This is a genomic window from Bacillus sp. PS217, assembly GCF_037963535.1.
GTDB lineage: Bacteria > Bacillota > Bacilli > Bacillales > Bacillaceae > Bacillus > Bacillus subtilis.
In genome coordinates this window covers 352615-369611 of sequence record NZ_CP150157.1, presented here as the reverse complement: position 1 = coordinate 369611, position 16997 = coordinate 352615, and the positions used below count along the sequence as shown (strand labels likewise).

The window sequence follows — 16997 nt, the reverse complement described above, 5'->3', positions numbered from 1 at the left end:
CTGAATAGTAGCAATATGTGCTATATTATATACAGCCTATCTTCCTGTTTCAATATAAATAAAGTAAAGAAGGTAAAAATTCATTCTGATAGAAGGAGGTATTTCTTACCATGCAAAAGCTTTCAGAAGACATGAAACAAACCATTATGGACATCTTCGAGCATCTGCACGCGAACCCTGAAGTCAGCTGGAAGGAATATGAGACAACTTCATTTTTGAAACAAAAGCTTGAGGATTTAGGGTGCCGGACGCGCACGTTTTCAGACTGCACCGGGGTTGTCGGCGAAATCGGCTCAGGCTCACCTGTTGTAGCGGTACGCGCTGATATTGACGCGCTGTGGCAGGAGGTTAACGGCACATTTCGCGCCAACCATTCCTGCGGACACGATTCACATATGACAATGGCATTGGGCACGTTAATGCTGCTAAAAAAACAACCTGAGCTTCCGAAGGGCACAATCCGTTTTATCTTTCAGCCGGCAGAAGAAAAAGGCGGCGGCGCCTTGAAAATGATAGAAGAAGGCGTGCTTGATGACATCGACTATTTGTATGGCGTTCACGTCCGTCCGATCCAGGAAACACAGAACGGCCGCTGCGCTCCGTCTATTCTGCACGGATCAAGCCAGCACATTGAGGGAACGATCATCGGGGAAGAGGCTCATGGCGCCCGTCCGCACCTCGGGAAAAACAGCATTGAAATTGCGGCATTTCTTGTACATAAGCTCGGACTCATTCATATTGACCCGCAAATCCCGCATACCGTCAAAATGACAAAACTTCAAGCCGGCGGTGAAAGCTCTAACATCATTCCAGGAAAAGCATCGTTCAGCCTTGATTTGCGCGCACAGACCAATGAAGCCATGGAGGCGTTAATCGCCGAAACAGAAAGAGCCTGTGAAGCGGCCGCCGCTGCATTCGGCGCAAAAATCGAGCTGCAAAAAGAACACAGCCTTCCTGCGGCAACACAAAACAAAGAAGCTGAAGCGATCATGGCAGAAGCCATTACAGATATCATCGGGGCTGAGCGGCTTGATGACCCGCTTGTCACTACCGGCGGAGAGGATTTCCATTTTTACGCCGTGAAGGTGCCGAATCTGAAAACAACGATGCTTGGCCTAGGCTGCGGGCTCCAGCCGGGGCTCCATCATCCGCACATGACCTTTGACAGAAATGCGATGTTCAACGGCATTCACATTTTAGCGAATGCCGTGCTCAAAACATTTCAGAAGGCGGAATCACTTGCTGCCGCTAACGCTTCTTAACGCAAAAAAGCAGCCTGGCTACAGGCTGCTTTCTCCATTATTTATTCAAATCTTCAATTGAGTTGACATTTTTCATATATTGAGGAACAACAAGCCCCATCTTCACACCAGTCATACTGGTGCCAATATCATCATATTTGCCTTTATATTTAGCGGCGTATGCTTTATGGGTATTCGGCAGCCATGCGGAAAGGGATGCATCCGCACTTCCCGTCGCAATTGCAGTCCACATCGGCCCAGCCTCTACCTGAGTAAGTGTTACCTCATAGCCCAAGTCTTCTAAGACTTTGCCTATGACGTTTGTACTTGCAATCTCACTGTCCCACGCCACATAGGCAAGGTTGATTTTGTCTCCCTTCACCTTTTGAACGCCTTTTGTCCATTCGGCAATCTGATCCTTGTGTTTATTCACGTACTCAGCAGCAACTTTGGCAGGTTTCTCGCCTTCTTCCACCTTGATCATGATTTCGCCCATTTCGTCTTGCGTCCATTTAAACTGGCTCAGAAGCTTTGCGGCATTCGGCTGCTCTTTGCTGAAGCCTTTGCGTGTGATCGTATGGATTTCCTCTGCGCTGCCATAAGATTGTTTCGGATCATCGAGATATTTCAGCTTATATCTGGAGAACATCCAGTGCGGAGTCCATCCTGTAATGATAATCGGTTTCTTACGGTCGTATGACTTTTTAAGCGTAGCGGTCATCGCAGCACTTGACGCTGAAATCAATGTCCAGTCATTCAGGTCATAATCCTTCATCGCTTTGTCAGTCAGGGACATAATCCCTGAACCGGGGTCAATCCCGATGATGGTCTTATTCACTTGTTCTGCTGCGGATGCATTTTCATCGTTTTCTGAACCGCAAGCCGCAAGTGAGAGCGCCAGCATGGCTGAAACGCCGATGCCGATGATTTTTTTAAGCATCAGGCATTCCCCCTGCTTTTCTTCTTCACTTTAATATTTTGAGTAATACGGTCCAGGGTAATGGCAACGATAACGATGGCGATACCGGCCTCTACTCCGACCCCGGTTTTCAGCTGTGTAACGGCACTGTATACTTCAGAACCAAGTCCCGGTGCACCGACCATTGCGGCGATAACAACCATTGATAACGCAAGCATGATGCTCTGGTTAATTCCGGCCAAAATCGTTTTTGTCGCAAGCGGAAGCTGAACTTTAAACAAACGCTGAGCTGTTGTAGAACCGAATGCCTCAGTCGCTTCAATCAGATCCGCCGGCACTTGTTTAATACCGAGAACAGTCATGCGGATTGTCGGCGGCATCGCGAAGATAACAGATGCAACAACACCCGGCACAACACCGATGTTAAAGAAGAAAATCGCCGGCAATAGATATACGAAAGCAGGCATTGTCTGCATTAAATCAAGAATTGGCGTTACAATACGGCGAACCGTTTCCTTCTGAGACGCCCAAATTCCGATCGGTACCCCGACCACAATCGAAATAATCACAGATGTCAACACAAGCGCCAATGTTTGCAGCATTGGGTCCCAATATCCTAAATAATCGATCAGAAGGAATCCAATCAATGTAAATAACGCAATTCCCCTTGTACTGATCCACCACGCAAGTGCAGCGAAAATAATTGTTAACAAAATAGATGGAATAAATCCAAGACCGGTGACAATTCCATTTACAAAAGCGGCCAATCCGTTTGCAATTCCGTCGAAGAATCCGCCAAACGTCATCGTAATCCAGTCAACAAAACGGTCAATGATATCTGCTAAAGGTATTCTAGGCAGTCTATCCATCTTACTTCACCTCCTGTACAGAAGGATCTTGTGTTTGTTCACCAGTGCCTTCAGCATTGATATACTCGTTATTGCCGGCAAGTGCGCCAATCAGCGCGCCTCTTACGACAATTCCTTTCATTCTTTGCTTCTCATCCACAACCGCAATTGGAATATTCGCATCGGACACAACGTCAAAAATCTCAGTCAGATACGTATTCTCTGGTACAGTCGTAAATTCTGTATTCAAGATGTCTTGAAGTGACAAATCAGACTCAGCCGCTTTTTTCGCATCAGACGCATAGATAACACCTAATAATTTCTTTTGTTTATCCACTGCATAAATTGAAGAAATTCCAAGGTTTTTCATCAGTGTCAATGCTACGCGAGGCCCTTTATCAATCCGCACTGTTTCAGCGCGTTTCATAATGTGGCCTGCTGTGAGGACTTTAGACAAATCAACATCTTCGACGAATTTCTCAACATATTCGTTAGATGGATTCATCAGGATTTCTTCAGGCGTGCCGATTTGAACGATGTTGCCGTCCTTCATTAGGACAATTCTGTCGCCGATCCGCAACGCTTCGTCCAAGTCATGCGTAATAAAGATAATCGTTTTTCCGACATTATCGTGAAGATCAAGAAGTTCATCCTGCATATCTTTACGAATCAATGGATCAAGCGCACTGAACGCTTCGTCCATCAGAAGAATGTCCGGATCATTTGTCAACGCGCGGGCAAGGCCGACACGCTGCTGCATCCCGCCGGAAAGCTGGTCGGGATATTGGTGTTCAAATCCTTCCAGTCCAACGAGCTTAAGAGACTCAAGCGCTTTTTGCTGCCGCTCTTGTTTGTCTACACCTTGAAGTTCCAGTCCGTATTCTGTGTTTTCAAGTATCGTTCTGTGCGGGAACAGAGCGAACTTTTGGAAGACCATGCTGATTTTCTTCCGGCGGACTTCCCGGAGCTGGTCTTTAGACATATTTGTTATCATGTCACCATCAATGTAAATATTTCCGGCAGTCGGTTCAATAAGCCGGTTTAACATCCGTACTAAAGTTGATTTACCGCTCCCTGATAGACCCATGATGACAAATATCTCACCATCATATACTTCAAAATCTGCCTGATTAACACCAACGGTTGATCCGGTTGCTTTCAGGATCTCTTTTTTTGTCTTTCCGTTGGCAAGCATTTGAACTGCCTTCTTTGTTTGTTTCCCAAAAATCTTAGAGACTTTCTCGACTTTTATCTTAATTGGTTTCTCATCTACACTCATATTTTCCCTCCATATTAAGCAATCTTTATTACCGTAACATTTATGTAACTTCCCACACAAACAGCATATTCTCTTTTATTCTGTACCATTTCTTTATAAACATCCATGTGACCACATGATCTTATTTATGCTTCTAAATGCTCTGTAATCCTCCTATATGATTGTATTTTACGGGTGATTTTTCGCCTATCTTTAGTTGAAAACGCTTTTATTGGAATTGAATTCCTCCTTCCTCTTATGACTTCCCTCTCCTTTACTGGAAAAATAAGTTGCTTTTTCAACATCAATTATGTATTATAGTTTCATGACTATGAAACAATCAGATGATCAAATCAGAGCGCAAATTTTTAAAGCACTGTCTGATGAATCAAGGCTTGCCATTATTCGTACGCTTTATGTCAGCGGAAAAGAACTCAGCTGCGGTGAAGTAGGTGAAAAGTGCAATATTGTCAAAACCACGGCATCTTATCATTTTAAAACGCTGCGTGAAGCGGGATTGACGGCAACCCGGAAAGATTCGCGGACAAAATACGTCAGTCTGCGTGAAGACACATTTCAAACATACCTGCCTGGCTTTTTGGAAACCCTCTAACAAAGGGTTTTCTCTATACATATCTGTTTCATAGTTTCAAAGTTATAAAACAATAGGAGTGATAAAATTTGAATCGCATTTGGCTTTTCTTCAGTGTCATGTTTGTCATTGGCACGGATACCTTTTTGCTTTCGCCGCTTCTCCCCCTTTTACAGGATCAGTTTCATGTCTCTACTGATTTGTCAGGCTGGATGGTCAGTGCTTATGCACTCGGTTATGCGCTCTTCGCTTTCATTGCAGGCCCAATCTCAGACCGGCTGAACAGGAAAACAGTCATGCTGTGGGGACTTGCAGGCTTTATCGTATCCACATTTTTATGCGGCATCGCTCCCTCTTTTGCCGCCATGTGCCTGTTCCGTTTTGCCGCAGGCGTTAGCGCTGCGTTTGTGACGCCTCAAATTTGGGCGTCCATCCCAGTCATTGTCCAGCCTTCTCAGATCATAAAAGGCATGGGGATTGCGACAGCAGGTTTGGCCGCTTCACAAATGCTCGGACTTCCTATTGGAGGGTTTCTCGCTTCCTTTACATGGCATACGCCATTTTTCGTTTTGTCAGCGTGCTCGCTTATTCTTCTATTGATCCTGGCGGCGGTCATGCCTGGCATCCGGCCTTCTGAACCATTGGCGCGCCCATCAATTGTCAACCCCTATCGGGAGCTTTTTTCATTGCCGAAAACATCGGTCATTCTGCTTGCCTATTTTCTGTTTCAAACCGGAAACTTCGCATCGTTCAGCTTTCTGGGTACTTGGCTTTCCGCGGATTATCATTTAACCGTGTCACAAATTGGCGCAGCTATGCTTGTACTCGGACTGGGAAATATGCTCGGGAGCCTTATCGGCAGCCGGGTTTCAGAAAAGCTGGGCATGTTTAAAACACTGATCAGCGGGATGCTGCTAATGGGCGCTCTCTATTTCGCTCTTCCGTTCTTTCCAAACTTGTTTTTAGTAGAAGCCGGCTTTTTTCTCACGTTCTTTACAGCTGGCATCATCTTTCCGTTAATGATGGGTGTCTTTCAATCCATTGCACCAAATGCGCGAGGAACCATCGCTTCCCTTTCCAATGCCGCTATGTATGCCGGGACCACTGTCGGTACAAGTATTGCAGGTTTTTTATATCAAAGCACACAGCATTTCGGAGCTGTCACAGGATTTACTGCCATTTTGTTCATACTTTCTATGACGCTCTACCAGGCAATCAGTAAAACCGGGAAACGCCAATCCGCAGCCCGGGCGCAGATGTAAAAAAAAAAAGCACCTCATTCAAGAGGTGCCTCAGATTGTTGACAAAATCCTAAAATGGTTTTCATTTTAGGATTTTGTCATCTTTTCAGCGTGATTGAAAACCCTTGAAGTCTAGGAAGGACGAGCATAGGAGCGGACATTCACAGGATGTGATGACGACGGCGTTTAGGCAGGACGCCTGAGAATTTAGCCGTTGATCCACTTCGCATTGAGCACCGAAGCGCAGTCCTGACAACGAATGCGAGGGTTTGTCGACACGCTGAAAGCACCTCTTTCAAGAGGTGCTTTTCCTATTCTAGCTCAGTTTGTTTCGTTTCTTTCCCCATAATCAAAATACAAGCAACCGCGAGTAAGATTGCAATGCAAAAGATTGAAAAGATGACCGAAAACGAAATATGACGGGCTGCCAGGGTTCCGACGAGCAAAGGCCCGAAGATGCCGCCGATTCTTCCAAACGCTGCTGTCGTTCCTGAACCTGTTGCCCGAATCGCAGTCGGGTATTGCTCCGGGGTATAAGCATACAGCACGCCCCACGCACCGAGATTGAAAAACGATAACAGCATGCCAGCCGTAAGCAGAAGACTTAAGGAATCCGCTGTTCCGAAGAAATAGGCGCTTCCTGCTGTGCCAATCAAGTAAATGACAAGTATCCACTTCCGGCCCGCTTTTTCAATCAGCCATGCGGCAGAGAAATAGCCAGGTAGCTGAGCAAGCGTCATCAGCAGGACATATTCAAAGCTTTGAATCATGCTGAAGCCTTTCAGCAGCATGACACTCGGGAGCCATAGGAACATGCCGTAATAAGAAAACACCACACAGAACCAAACGAGCGACAGCATCACGGTCGGCCGTATATACTGTCTTGCCCAGACGCTTTTTACATTCTCCCACACCGACCTCTTTTTGGCAGAAAGCGATTCATATTTCGGCGAATCAGGCAGACTCGTCCGCAGGTACAGCGCATAAAAAGCAGTCAGCGCAGTTAACAGAAGTGCAGCCTGCCAGCCGAAGCTTGGTATCACAAAGTAAGAAATCAAGGCCGCTGCGAGCCAGCCCACGGCCCAAAAGCTTTCCAAAAGCACAATCACTCTGCCCCGCTTTTCAGGCACAACCGCTTCCGAAACGAGTGTTGAAGCGACTGGAAGCTCGCCGCCAAGTCCCATACCAATCACGAAACGAAGGATTAGAAATGCCGATAAACTTGTCACAAAAGCGGAAATGCCGCTTCCGATGGAAAAGCATAAAAGGGTGATGATAAACACTTTTTTGCGGCCGATTCGATCAGCAAGCAAACCAAACAAAAACGCACCCGCAGCCATGCCGATGGAATTGACGCTTCCGATCCATTTCATTTCTTCGGGCGACAGATTCCACTCTACATGGAGCGCGGCGATAATAAACGATAATATTCCGACATCCATTGCATCAAACAGCCACCCCAAACCGGCGACGCCCAGCAGTTTACGCTGGGATATAGACTGTTGTTTTCCCATTGCCAACACCTCTGATATGCAAAATGATTACCGTTTAAGTTTACACCTGTCTTTACACATTGTCATTAACTAAATGATGTAATTGAAATACCCCGCTTATGTTCCACAAGCGGGGTTTTTATTATTGCTGCAATGCTGCTTTTTTAATATTATCCTGAAGCTGGGCAATTCGTCTCGCGCCGTCTTCGCGGAGGCGCTTGTTTTCTTCTTCGATTTGTTTTGTTTCCTGCATGCCGCTGACAATCGTGTTCCAAGACGATTCAATCGTTTCAATATCTATGCTCGGTCTGCCGGCCATTCTCGCAATTTCAACACTTTGGCTCGAGATGTTTTCAGCATTTCGTTTCAGCATCTCGTTTGTCCGGCGGTCAAGCTCGCTCATGGAATCAGCCACAAGCTTTTGCCGCTTTACCGTAACAGCCTGAATAATGCCGTTTTTGAAAATCGGAATGGTAATGATAAACGCGGAGTTGATTTTCCCGATCAGCTTTGCATTTCCTCGCTGCAGGAGACGGATTTGAGGTGCGGTTTGAAGCGCCACCATCCGTGCCATGTCAAGATCATACACCCGTTCCTCAAGCGCCTGAATGCCGTTGCGCAACGTATCGAGCTGCATTTGCGCCAGCTGGTTCCCGCTTGCCGCTTTTTCCTCATATGAAGGAAGGATCGACTGCATCTCTTCCAGTTTCATCTGCCCGGCAACGACGTATTTTTCAAGCTCCATATAGTATTTGATATTGTTTTCATACATTTCATCGAGCGTGTAGTTCGTCTTCGTCATCTCATCTTTGTATTTTGAAATCTCAACGTGGATTTTTTCAATCTCTCCGCCAAGCGTCTGATACTTTTTAAAGATTTTTTCAATCATGCTGCCGCCGCGTTTGAAAATTTTCGCCATTAATCCCTTTGGCTCATCAAAATCATTTTTGTCGAAGCGGTCCATGATTTTCCCAAGCTGAGTCAGCATTGTGCCGGAGTCTGTCACGCTTGTTGTTTTCATCATCCCTAAGATGCGGTCAGAGAACTTGGATATTTCAACGGCCGGCTCCTTGCCGTACTCAAGCAGCTCCATTTGGTTTTTGACGTCAATTTGTTGAGCAAGCCGCTTCACTTCTGGTTCCTGACGGAGCTGAAGACGGATATCGTCAGCTTTTTGCTGGGAAATCTCTTCATTTTTATCGAGAACAAGCGGATTTTGATTTTCTGTTGTCATGCTTTTCTTCTCTCCTTATTTTTGGGTAATGGTTCTGAAGAGCCTTTTCACAAGCGAAGGCTCTTTGTAGTCCTGCTGAAACACCATGTCATCCAGCCAGTGGATATCATACTGATCCTCTTCAATAAACTGCTCTATATCCTGGTGTCCGGGCGGATTATAAATGATGATATCGATTCCGATTTCATTCAGGAACAGCAGGGCAGCAGCATCCGAACGCGTGAGTCCGCCGCTCATTTCCGTATGATATAAAACGAGTTTCGGAACGGTTTGCGCATAGTCGAACATTTGAATCAATTTCAGCAGATTAGCAGGCAGGTTTGTTGTTTGTTTAAACAAATAGATTTGAACATCCTTGACTTGTTCCTGATGCAAAGCCTTAAGCCGCGGGTGCCTGCACATTCTCGAAATCGTTTTGGCAATGGCAGTCTGAACGCCTGCCGGCAGCTGTTTGTACTGCCACACATTGCTTGCCATCAGCTTGTCCGGATCAATGTTCCCTTCTTGATCAAGTGCGTGGCTGTAGTGAAATTGATAGTTCGACTTTATTTCTTCTGTAAATGGAAAGCTTCTTACCATTTCTGTTTCCTGATAATCCGCTAGAGTATGAAGCCTGTTCCAATATTCCTTATTGTCTTTCGACACGCCCATAATTTTGGCGAATACATTCGGAATCTCAATGGAATGTTTATCAGCTTTGAAATTCGGCCGAATAAAGGCGCGTTCTTTCGTGATTAAAAACAATTCATCATAGGTCGTTTTCAGCGTAACGGACACCGGTGTGTGATCTCTGAACTGCCACGGCTTATACAGCATGGATTCCTCGTGATTCAGCACATGTTCAATTTCCTTTGTTGAGCGGTAAGCCACTGTTGATTTCCGGTCTGGTTTTTCTTTCGGAAACGGCTGAAGCTCCGAAACATCCGGGAGCTTTTCCGTAAAACCGAGCTCCTGCTTCGGGTCGACAAGCGCCAGCTGATCCGTTCCCGCCGGATGGAACAGCAGTACATCACAGCCGACCAGCATCAGATAATATAAGAAATAGAGCTGGCTTTTCGTCGCATCTCCATACCAAACAACCTTCGGCATCTCCCGCTCTATATCGGTTTTTTCCAGCCAAGGGTTCAGATGGTTTAAGGAAAACTTCGAGACATCAAGCAGCACTCTGCGAAAATCAGGATGATTCAGCCCCTTTTCATGACTGTCCGCAAAGGTATGTAAAAGCGTCATCAGCGCTTTTCTTAAATGGCGGTGCATCAGGGGATTTGAGTGCTTCGCAATCAGCTTTTCCCCGTCCAGAAAGGCAACAAAGCGGCTGACTGACAGCCCTTTTTCTTTCTGATTGATGGAATGAATATGCTGAAGCTTTTGAAATGTTTCCGGTTCGATTGTTTTATCAAGCGTTTCACTCAAAATCGTTATACGGTCGTTTACAGACAGCTCATACAGCTCGTTATAGTAGTCCGTCTCATCAATAGGCGTGCCCAATATCTGACCGGCAAGACGAGAAAAAGAAAGGCCTTGTGCAGTTTCATAGTGATCCCGCTCCGGCAATGGTTGAAACAGCAGGCTTTTCCAATCGCCATCAGGCGGAAGAGCTTTATGAATGGTTAGTTCTTCTTGTCTCATCATATCCTCCTTTCCGGTTTGTCATTGAACGATATTTCGGTAACAAAAAAGGAAGGACATTGAACCTCCCTCCTTGTTTTGTTTTATTCTTCTTTTGAAGCGGCTGTTTGTTCGCGCACCTGCTTTTGTTTATTGATGTAGTGAATGATCAATGTTACCGCAAATGCAGCGATAATGATGATGAAGAATACAGAGTGCGGCATTTCGTAATGGAAAGCGCTCCCCGCCATTTTCAGCGCGATAATGCCGATTAAGACGAATGCTGTGTTTTCCAGCTCAGGAATTTTATCAATCAGCACAAGGAACACTTTTGCCACTGTACGCATCATTAAAATACCAAGCATACCGCCAATCAGAAGCACCCATACTTTTTCAGATACTGCAAACGCGGCCAGGATGCTGTCCACAGAGAAGGCAAGATCCATTAATTCTACTGAAATGACAGTCGCCCAGAAGATCCCAAACGTGCGGACCATCCAAGAGTTTTTCTTGATGCCGTCCGCTTCCTCTTCTTTTTCGCCTATCCAGAAGTGCTTAATGACGAGCCAAGCCAGGTAAAGCGCGCCAAGCACCTTGATCCACCAGAATTTAATGAGAAGCATACCGAGCCCGATGAAAATAAACCTGAAAATATAAGCTCCAAACAAACCATACGTTAACGCTTTTTTCCGCTGTTTTTCCGGCAGGTGTTTAACCATGACCGCAAGAACAAGCGCGTTATCGGCCGATAAAAGGCCTTCCAGAACAACAAGGGAACCGATCAAACCCCAGGAAACAGGATCAGTCAGAACTTCCCCCCACATTTTCCAATCGAAAAATGAAGCATACGTAGACAAAATATGATGTAAAAAGTCCAAGTTTTTTCCTCCTATTAATTTGAAACGGTGACTTCTCTATTTGTCACTCGCTTACACTTGCAAACCGTAATTCCGGCACAATGCAGCCAGCCCGCCAGAAAATCCGCTGCCGATTGCATTGAATTTCCACTCGCCGCCGTGTCTGTAAAGCTCACAAACGACAACAGCTGTTTCAATGGAGAAGTCTTCTCCCAAATCGAAGCGAAGAAGCTCATTCTGCGTTTCTTCATCCACAACGCGGACAAATGCATTGGAAACTTGTCCAAAGTTTTGGCTGCGTGCTTCAGCGTCGTGAATGGTCACTGTGATGCCGATTTTCTCAATGTGAGCAGGGATTTTTGAGAAATCAACGATAATCTGCTCATCATCTCCATCGCCCTCACCCGTATGGATGACACCGCCGCTCGGATGTTCAAGGTTATTATAGAAGACGAAATCGAGATCATTTACGCAGTTATCATGCGCATCAACTAAAAAGGCCGAAGCATCCAGGTCAAAATCGTGTCCGCCGGAATACTTGTTTGTATCCCAGCCTAAGCCGATCACCGCTTTAGTCAGTCCCGGATTTGTTTTTGTTAAATCAATGCGCTGTCCTTTTGATAATTGAATGGCCATACTGCCTCTCTCCTTTCTGCTCTTCGTATTTGTCTTAACCGACTTGCAAACCGTAGTCTGTTGCAATGCGGGCAAGGCCGCCTTGGTAGCCTGAGCCGATTGCTGAGAATTTCCACTCGCCGTTATGTCTGTAAAGCTCCCCTGCAATGATTGCCGTTTCAATAGAGAAATCTTCTGCAAGATCGTAACGGATGAGCTCTTCATTTGTTTCTTCATTTACGATGCGGACAAACGCGTTTGATACTTGTCCAAAGTTTTGGCTGCGCGCTTCTGCATCGTGAATGGTAATAACAAATGAGATTTTATCAATGTTTGCCGGTACAGCGCTGAGATTTACTTTTACATTCTCATCGTCGCCTTCGCCAGCACCAGTCAGGTTGTCGCCTGAATGAACGACTGAACCGTTGCCGCCTTCAAGCTGGTTGTAGAAAATAAAGTCGTTTGGAGATGCGCATTTGCCTGCGGCGTCTAACAGAAACACACTTGAGTCAAGATCAAAGTCGTGCCCGCCGTCATACTTGTTCGTATCCCAGCCTAAACCGACAACAACCTTTGAAAGACCCGGATTTGTTTTTGTTAAATCTACTTTTTGTCCTTTTGCCAATGAAATTGTCATGTTTCATCCACTCCTTTTCTTTTATACGTATCGGCTGATAATATCTTCTAATCTCGTATCGTTTGTGCCTTCACCGATCGCCGCAAACTTCCACTCACTGCCGCTGCGGTAGATTTCTGCTGTAATCAGGCTTGTTCTGCCGGCGTAATTGTCTCTCAAATTGTACTTGAGCATTTCCTCGTGATTAGATTGATCAACTACGCGGATAAACGCATTTTGAATCATGCCGAAATCTTGTTTTCTTCTGACACAATCGTAAATGTTCACTACAAATACAAGCTTATCGATGTTTCCAGGCACTTTATCTAAATCTATCATAATTTGCTCGTCATCGCCCGCACCGTCACCCGTCAGGTTGTCGCCTGTATGCTGTACACCGCCGCAGCGGCTTTTCAGGTTGCCGAAATAAATCAGGTTTTTCTTATCGGTGAATTTTCCGTTTTCCAACATCAGCACTGAAGCGTCACAGTCGATATTCGGACCGCCTCCGCCAAGCAGTTTGCTGAAGAACCCTCCGCCTGAGGACACTGGGTCCCAGCCGAGACCGACCATCAATTTTGACAGACCGGCTTTTCCTTTTGTTAAATCAATTCGTTGACCTTTTTCTAAAGAAATTGCCACACGATTCACTCCTACTCATCGAAATGTGAAGATAGTCACATTTATTTTTACGCTCACAAGGAAAATAAGCCGTAAATTACTAATATATACGTTTGTTATTATATCAAAGTTTCGTAAAAGTTAAGAATAATTGACGAAAAACCTCGAAAAAAAACTTCCATATTTGATATATGATTTGCAAATGCTATAAAGTGCGCTTCTTAAACAAACCATTTGACGCGGGCAAGTCATTTTGCCTATTCTGGTGTCACCATCTAAAAACAGACAGAAAGGAAGCGGCCTTTTGATTCAATTAAGCATACTTGATCAGGCACCTGTTTCTAAAGGAGAAAGCCCTGTGACAACTCTTCAGCATTCGGTTGAGCTTGCCCAATTAAGCGAAGAGTGGGGCTATAAGCGTTATTGGTTTGCCGAGCATCACAGCACGAAAGGACTGGCAAGCACAGCGCCTGAAATCATGATCGCCCGCATCGCAGCACAGACAAACACCATTCGTGTCGGATCAGGCGGCGTGCTTCTGCCCCAATACAGCCCATTTAAAGTGGCTGAAACCTTTCGCCAGCTTGAGGCCCTGTATCCAAACCGGATTGACCTCGGCGTCGGCCGTTCTCCAGGCGGCACGACAAAAACCAGGCTTGCATTAACGGACGGGGTGAAAAAAAGCTTAACCGAATTTAACAGACAGCTGCAGGATGTCTCTTATTTTCTAACAGATTCCCTTCCTCCCGACCATCCGTATGCCGGAATCAAAGCGGCGCCCCTTATTGGTACGGCACCCGAGCTATGGGTGCTCGGTCTTGGTGAAAACAGCGCAAGACGCGCGGCGCACCAGGGGATTGGATATGTATTTGGGCATTTCATTAATCCCGAGCGAGGAGAAAATGCATTCCGCATCTACCGGGAAAGCTTTCGGCCCTCAGCCCATTTTTCGAATCCATCCGCACTGTTTACGATTTTTGTCATTTGCGCAAAAACAGATGAAGAGGCAGAAGAACTCGCATTAAGCCAGGATTTGTGGCTTCTTCGCGTCGGAAAAGGCTTGGACAGCCGCGTGCCAAGCATCGAGGAGGCGAAAGCTCATCCCTACACAGCGTCCGATAAAAAACTCATAGAAGAAAACAGAAAGCGGATGGTGATCGGTTCTCCAACCACTGTCAAACAACAGCTGTTAGACCTCACAGGCCGCTACGAAACAAATGAAATCATGGTTCTGTGCAATGTGTTTGATTTTGAGGCGAAAAAGGAATCTTATGAGCGCCTTGCCGGATTGTTTCTATAAAAAAAGCAGTTTTCTCTAGGGAAAACTGCTTTTCATGTTATCGGTGCCTTTTTTTGCGCTGAGCTTCTTTTTTGATAAACGTCCAAACTCCCTGAACTGCAAATCCGATTAATAGCAAAACGATCAAAAGCAGGGTAATAGACGGACCTGGCGGCGTCCCGAGCTGATAGGATGATGTCAGTCCCGTAAATACGCTGAATAATGAAATGAGTATGGCTGTAATGAAAACCATGTTAAAGCCTTTTGCAATTCTGATGGCGAAGGCTGCCGGCAATACGAGCAGGGCCGATACAAGAAGGACCCCGATGATCGGAATAATGACTGAAATCGCAAGGCCTGTGACAATACTGAATGACAACGAGAGAACGTTTGTATTGATTCCCGATGTTTTGGCTGTTGCTTCATCAAACGTCAGCAGGTAGAGCGGCCTTCTCAGTACGATAAAATAAAGCAGGATCAGCAGTGTGATAATACTGATAATATAGACCTGCTGCTGGTTTACTGTCACAAGCGATCCAAATAGGTATTGATCGATGCTCATATTGGCTGTGCCTTTGGAAAGGCTGATTAAAAACATCGCGAAGGACAAACCAGCTGCCATTAAGATGGCAATGGACACTTCTGAATAAGTCCGATACGCCCGCCGCATGTATTCAATTCCGATCGCGCCGATGGTCACGACGACTATGCTTGCTGCGGTTATATTGGTGCTGAGAAAAAAGCCGATGGCAACACCTGACAATGAGATATGTGAAAGTGTGTCAGCCATTAAGGCCTGTCTTCTGAGAACGAGATACACTCCTAGTATTGGAGCCATGACGGCGATCATGCCGCCTGCTAGAAAAGCTCGTCGCATGAATTCCAAGTCAAACATTTCCATCCGCCTTTTTCTCCTCTCTCTAATCGAATCACTTTATCTAAAAATTGCTGTACTTCGTTTTGTTCGTGAGTAACCATCACAACTGTGCGGTTGTGATTTTTCACAAGGTGATGCATAAATTCGTAAAATCCTTTTCTGCTGTCGTAATCAACAGCTGTCGTCGGTTCGTCCAGCATCAGCAGATCCGGGTTGCTGGCGAGCATTCTGGCGATACAGATTTTCTGTTTCTGTCCGCCTGATAAATCACCGATTTTACGATGGCGGAGGTCCCACATTTCCACCATTTTCAATGCTTTTTCTACTTCAAGATGATCTTCTTCATTTAAACGTTTAAACCATTTCCCTTTTGTATAGCGGCCTGACTGAACAAGCTCCAGCACCGTGCTCGGAAATCCGGCATTAAATGAAGAAATTTGCTGCGGGACGTACCCTATGGTCAGGCGTTTCCCTTCTGTATTCCTTTTACTGATCGTCACTGTGCCTTCCCACGGTTTCAGCATGCCGAGCATTACCTTTATGAGCGTCGATTTAGAGGCGCCGTTTGGTCCAGTGATGCCGACGAACTCACCGCTTTCAATATCAAGTGATACTTTATCTAAAACAGGCGTATGGGAATAGCCGAAAACGATATCTTTCAATGAGACGAGATTCATGTTAATCTTCCTTTCTCACAAAGAAATAGTGTGCACCCCTCCGGCGCACACTATCTTATGATTTAACCAATAGTGAATCTTTCAGGGCATCGAGGTTTTGTTTCATAATGTCGATATACCCTAAACCTTTATCCTGTTCTTCTTTGCTCAAGCCTTCCAGTGTATTCAGCACTTCTGTCTTCGCGCCGATTTCACTGGCGAGCGTATCTGCGACCTTTGAGGATGCAATTTCTTCAAAGTAAATAACTTTTACATTATGTTCTTTGGCATATGTTTTCAGCTTTGCCAAGCTGGCTGCGCTCGGTTCTTGGTCAGGTGAAAGCCCTGCAATCGGAACCTGCTTCAAGCCGTATTCTTTTGCCAGATAGCCAAAAGCTGTATGCTGCGTGATAAATTCTTTTTTCTCCGCTTTTTTTGCGGTTGTACGATATAGTTTATCAAGATCCTGCAGTTTTGCAATATATTCTTTACTATTTTTCTCATAGTATTCTTTGTTATCCGGGTCCTGCTTCACGATTTGCGCCGTAATATTTTTAACTTCCTTCTGTGCCAGAACAGGGCTAAGCCATACGTGAGGGTCCATTGCATGACTGTGCTCATGCTCCCCATGATCATGCTCTTCGTGTTCTTCTTCAGAGCCTTCCATTAAATCAATGCCTTTGCTTGCATTAACGAAAACGGCATGGCCTTGGCCCATGCTTTTTTCAGCTGACGGAACCCATGTCTCCATGTATTCACTATTATAAACGAACAAATCAGCATCCTGAATGTTGGCAATGTCTTTCGGCGTCGGTTCCCAATCATGCGGTTCAACGGAAGATGGGATTAACAGATCCACATCGCCTTTGTCTTTTACAATTTGTTTTGTGAATTCATACATCGGGTAGAACGTTGTGACAACGTGCAGTTTATCACCCTTTGAATCCGCCGACCCTTTTGTTGATGAGTTGCCGCATGCTGCAACTAATAAAAAGCACGCTGCAATCACAAACAAACCGCTCCATTTTTTAGACATATCGTA

At 45.5% G+C, this 16997-nt stretch carries 17 protein-coding genes; 4 read left to right on the top strand and 13 right to left on the bottom strand.

From position 1 onward, the window contains the following. The first annotated feature begins 110 nt into the window (after positions 1-110). A complete protein-coding gene (locus tag NSQ83_RS02095) occupies positions 111-1262 on the top strand; it encodes a M20 peptidase aminoacylase family protein (RefSeq protein WP_029317212.1) in 1152 nt (383 codons plus the stop codon). 37 nt (positions 1263-1299) lie between these two features. On the opposite strand, the gene opuAC is transcribed toward NSQ83_RS02095, so the two are convergent. Genes opuAC through opuAA form a run of 3 tightly spaced genes read right to left on the bottom strand, consistent with a single transcriptional unit; the run spans position 1300 to position 4287 of the window. Then, positions 1300-2181: a glycine/proline betaine ABC transporter substrate-binding protein OpuAC gene (opuAC, locus tag NSQ83_RS02090; RefSeq protein ID WP_003234700.1), complete on the bottom strand. Its 882-nt coding sequence runs from the start codon at positions 2179-2181 to the stop codon at positions 1300-1302. Continuing rightward, on the bottom strand, positions 2181-3029 hold the full coding sequence (gene opuAB / locus NSQ83_RS02085; protein ID WP_003234703.1) for a glycine/proline betaine ABC transporter permease subunit OpuAB: 849 nt from the start codon (positions 3027-3029) through the stop codon (positions 2181-2183). The genes opuAC and opuAB overlap by 1 nt, the downstream gene beginning before the upstream one ends. Before the next feature lies 1 nt (position 3030). Further along, complete coding sequence (gene opuAA / locus NSQ83_RS02080; protein ID WP_024571578.1) at positions 3031-4287, bottom strand: glycine/proline betaine ABC transporter ATP-binding protein OpuAA; 1257 nt, start codon at positions 4285-4287, stop codon at positions 3031-3033. 289 nt (positions 4288-4576) lie between these two features. Between opuAA and NSQ83_RS02075 the strand changes: the two genes are divergently transcribed. Together NSQ83_RS02075 and NSQ83_RS02070 are read left to right on the top strand one after the other, a co-directional pair. Continuing rightward, on the top strand, positions 4577-4879 hold the full coding sequence (locus tag NSQ83_RS02075) for a metalloregulator ArsR/SmtB family transcription factor (protein WP_010886398.1): 303 nt from the start codon (positions 4577-4579) through the stop codon (positions 4877-4879). A gap of 68 nt (positions 4880-4947) precedes the next feature. After that, a complete protein-coding gene (locus tag NSQ83_RS02070; protein WP_061891263.1) occupies positions 4948-6120 on the top strand; it encodes an MFS transporter in 1173 nt (390 codons plus the stop codon). A gap of 290 nt (positions 6121-6410) precedes the next feature. Here the strand turns inward: NSQ83_RS02070 and niaP are convergent, their stop codons facing one another. From niaP to NSQ83_RS02035, 7 genes are all read right to left on the bottom strand, one after another. After that, positions 6411-7613 carry a niacin permease NiaP gene (gene niaP / locus NSQ83_RS02065; protein WP_069837227.1) on the bottom strand — a complete coding sequence of 401 codons (1203 nt, stop codon included), beginning with the start codon at positions 7611-7613 and terminating at the stop codon, positions 6411-6413. Between the two features lie 121 nt (positions 7614-7734). Further along, the gene (locus NSQ83_RS02060) at positions 7735-8826 is read right to left on the bottom strand and encodes a toxic anion resistance protein (protein ID WP_003234715.1); all 1092 of its coding nucleotides are present in this window, start codon (positions 8824-8826) and stop codon (positions 7735-7737) included. 15 nt (positions 8827-8841) lie between these two features. Further along, positions 8842-10455 (bottom strand): YceG family protein, encoded by a 1614-nt coding sequence (locus tag NSQ83_RS02055; RefSeq protein WP_339239225.1) that lies wholly within the window; start codon positions 10453-10455, stop codon positions 8842-8844. Between the two features lie 83 nt (positions 10456-10538). Continuing rightward, positions 10539-11312, bottom strand: coding sequence for a TerC family protein (locus NSQ83_RS02050; protein WP_003234719.1), 774 nt, complete (start codon positions 11310-11312; stop codon positions 10539-10541). 51 nt (positions 11313-11363) lie between these two features. Then, positions 11364-11927 (bottom strand): TerD family protein, encoded by a 564-nt coding sequence (locus tag NSQ83_RS02045; RefSeq protein WP_339238933.1) that lies wholly within the window; start codon positions 11925-11927, stop codon positions 11364-11366. Between the two features lie 34 nt (positions 11928-11961). After that, positions 11962-12543 (bottom strand): TerD family protein, encoded by a 582-nt coding sequence (locus tag NSQ83_RS02040; protein WP_003234723.1) that lies wholly within the window; start codon positions 12541-12543, stop codon positions 11962-11964. Between the two features lie 21 nt (positions 12544-12564). Continuing rightward, on the bottom strand, positions 12565-13164 hold the full coding sequence (locus NSQ83_RS02035; RefSeq protein WP_003234725.1) for a TerD family protein: 600 nt from the start codon (positions 13162-13164) through the stop codon (positions 12565-12567). A gap of 283 nt (positions 13165-13447) precedes the next feature. On the opposite strand from NSQ83_RS02035, the gene NSQ83_RS02030 reads away from it, so the two are divergent. Then, a complete protein-coding gene (locus tag NSQ83_RS02030) occupies positions 13448-14443 on the top strand; it encodes an LLM class flavin-dependent oxidoreductase (protein ID WP_198879040.1) in 996 nt (331 codons plus the stop codon). A 37-nt stretch (positions 14444-14480) separates the two neighbouring features. On the opposite strand, the gene znuB is transcribed toward NSQ83_RS02030, so the two are convergent. From znuB to NSQ83_RS02015, 3 genes are read right to left on the bottom strand one after another with little or no spacing between them, the layout of a single operon-like run. Then, on the bottom strand, positions 14481-15323 hold the full coding sequence (gene znuB, locus NSQ83_RS02025) for a zinc ABC transporter permease ZnuB (protein WP_014478745.1): 843 nt from the start codon (positions 15321-15323) through the stop codon (positions 14481-14483). Beyond that, positions 15281-15976 carry a zinc ABC transporter ATP-binding protein ZnuC gene (znuC, locus tag NSQ83_RS02020; RefSeq protein WP_003234730.1) on the bottom strand — a complete coding sequence of 232 codons (696 nt, stop codon included), beginning with the start codon at positions 15974-15976 and terminating at the stop codon, positions 15281-15283. Before znuC ends, znuB begins: the two co-directional genes overlap by 43 nt. Positions 15977-16031: 55 nt before the next feature. After that, the gene (locus tag NSQ83_RS02015) at positions 16032-16991 is read right to left on the bottom strand and encodes a metal ABC transporter substrate-binding protein (protein ID WP_086343416.1); all 960 of its coding nucleotides are present in this window, start codon (positions 16989-16991) and stop codon (positions 16032-16034) included. Positions 16992-16997 lie beyond the last annotated feature (6 nt).

Bases quoted from the DNA above. Each gene is read 5' to 3' on its own strand.
- NSQ83_RS02095 (WP_029317212.1), top strand. From the start codon at position 111: ATGCAAAAGCTTTCAGAAGACATGAAACAAACCATTATGGACATCTTC.
- opuAC (WP_003234700.1), bottom strand. From the start codon at position 2,181: ATGCTTAAAAAAATCATCGGCATCGGCGTTTCAGCCATGCTGGCGCTC.
- opuAB (WP_003234703.1), bottom strand. From the start codon at position 3,029: ATGGATAGACTGCCTAGAATACCTTTAGCAGATATCATTGACCGTTTT.
- opuAA (WP_024571578.1), bottom strand. From the start codon at position 4,287: ATGAGTGTAGATGAGAAACCAATTAAGATAAAAGTCGAGAAAGTCTCT.
- NSQ83_RS02075 (WP_010886398.1), top strand. From the start codon at position 4,577: ATGTATTATAGTTTCATGACTATGAAACAATCAGATGATCAAATCAGA.
- niaP (WP_069837227.1), bottom strand. From the start codon at position 7,613: ATGGGAAAACAACAGTCTATATCCCAGCGTAAACTGCTGGGCGTCGCC.
- NSQ83_RS02060 (WP_003234715.1), bottom strand. From the start codon at position 8,826: ATGACAACAGAAAATCAAAATCCGCTTGTTCTCGATAAAAATGAAGAG.
- NSQ83_RS02055 (WP_339239225.1), bottom strand. From the start codon at position 10,455: ATGAGACAAGAAGAACTAACCATTCATAAAGCTCTTCCGCCTGATGGC.
- NSQ83_RS02045 (WP_339238933.1), bottom strand. From the start codon at position 11,927: ATGGCCATTCAATTATCAAAAGGACAGCGCATTGATTTAACAAAAACA.
- NSQ83_RS02040 (WP_003234723.1), bottom strand. From the start codon at position 12,543: ATGACAATTTCATTGGCAAAAGGACAAAAAGTAGATTTAACAAAAACA.
- znuB (WP_014478745.1), bottom strand. From the start codon at position 15,323: ATGGAAATGTTTGACTTGGAATTCATGCGACGAGCTTTTCTAGCAGGC.
- znuC (WP_003234730.1), bottom strand. From the start codon at position 15,976: ATGAATCTCGTCTCATTGAAAGATATCGTTTTCGGCTATTCCCATACG.
- NSQ83_RS02015 (WP_086343416.1), bottom strand. From the start codon at position 16,991: ATGTCTAAAAAATGGAGCGGTTTGTTTGTGATTGCAGCGTGCTTTTTA.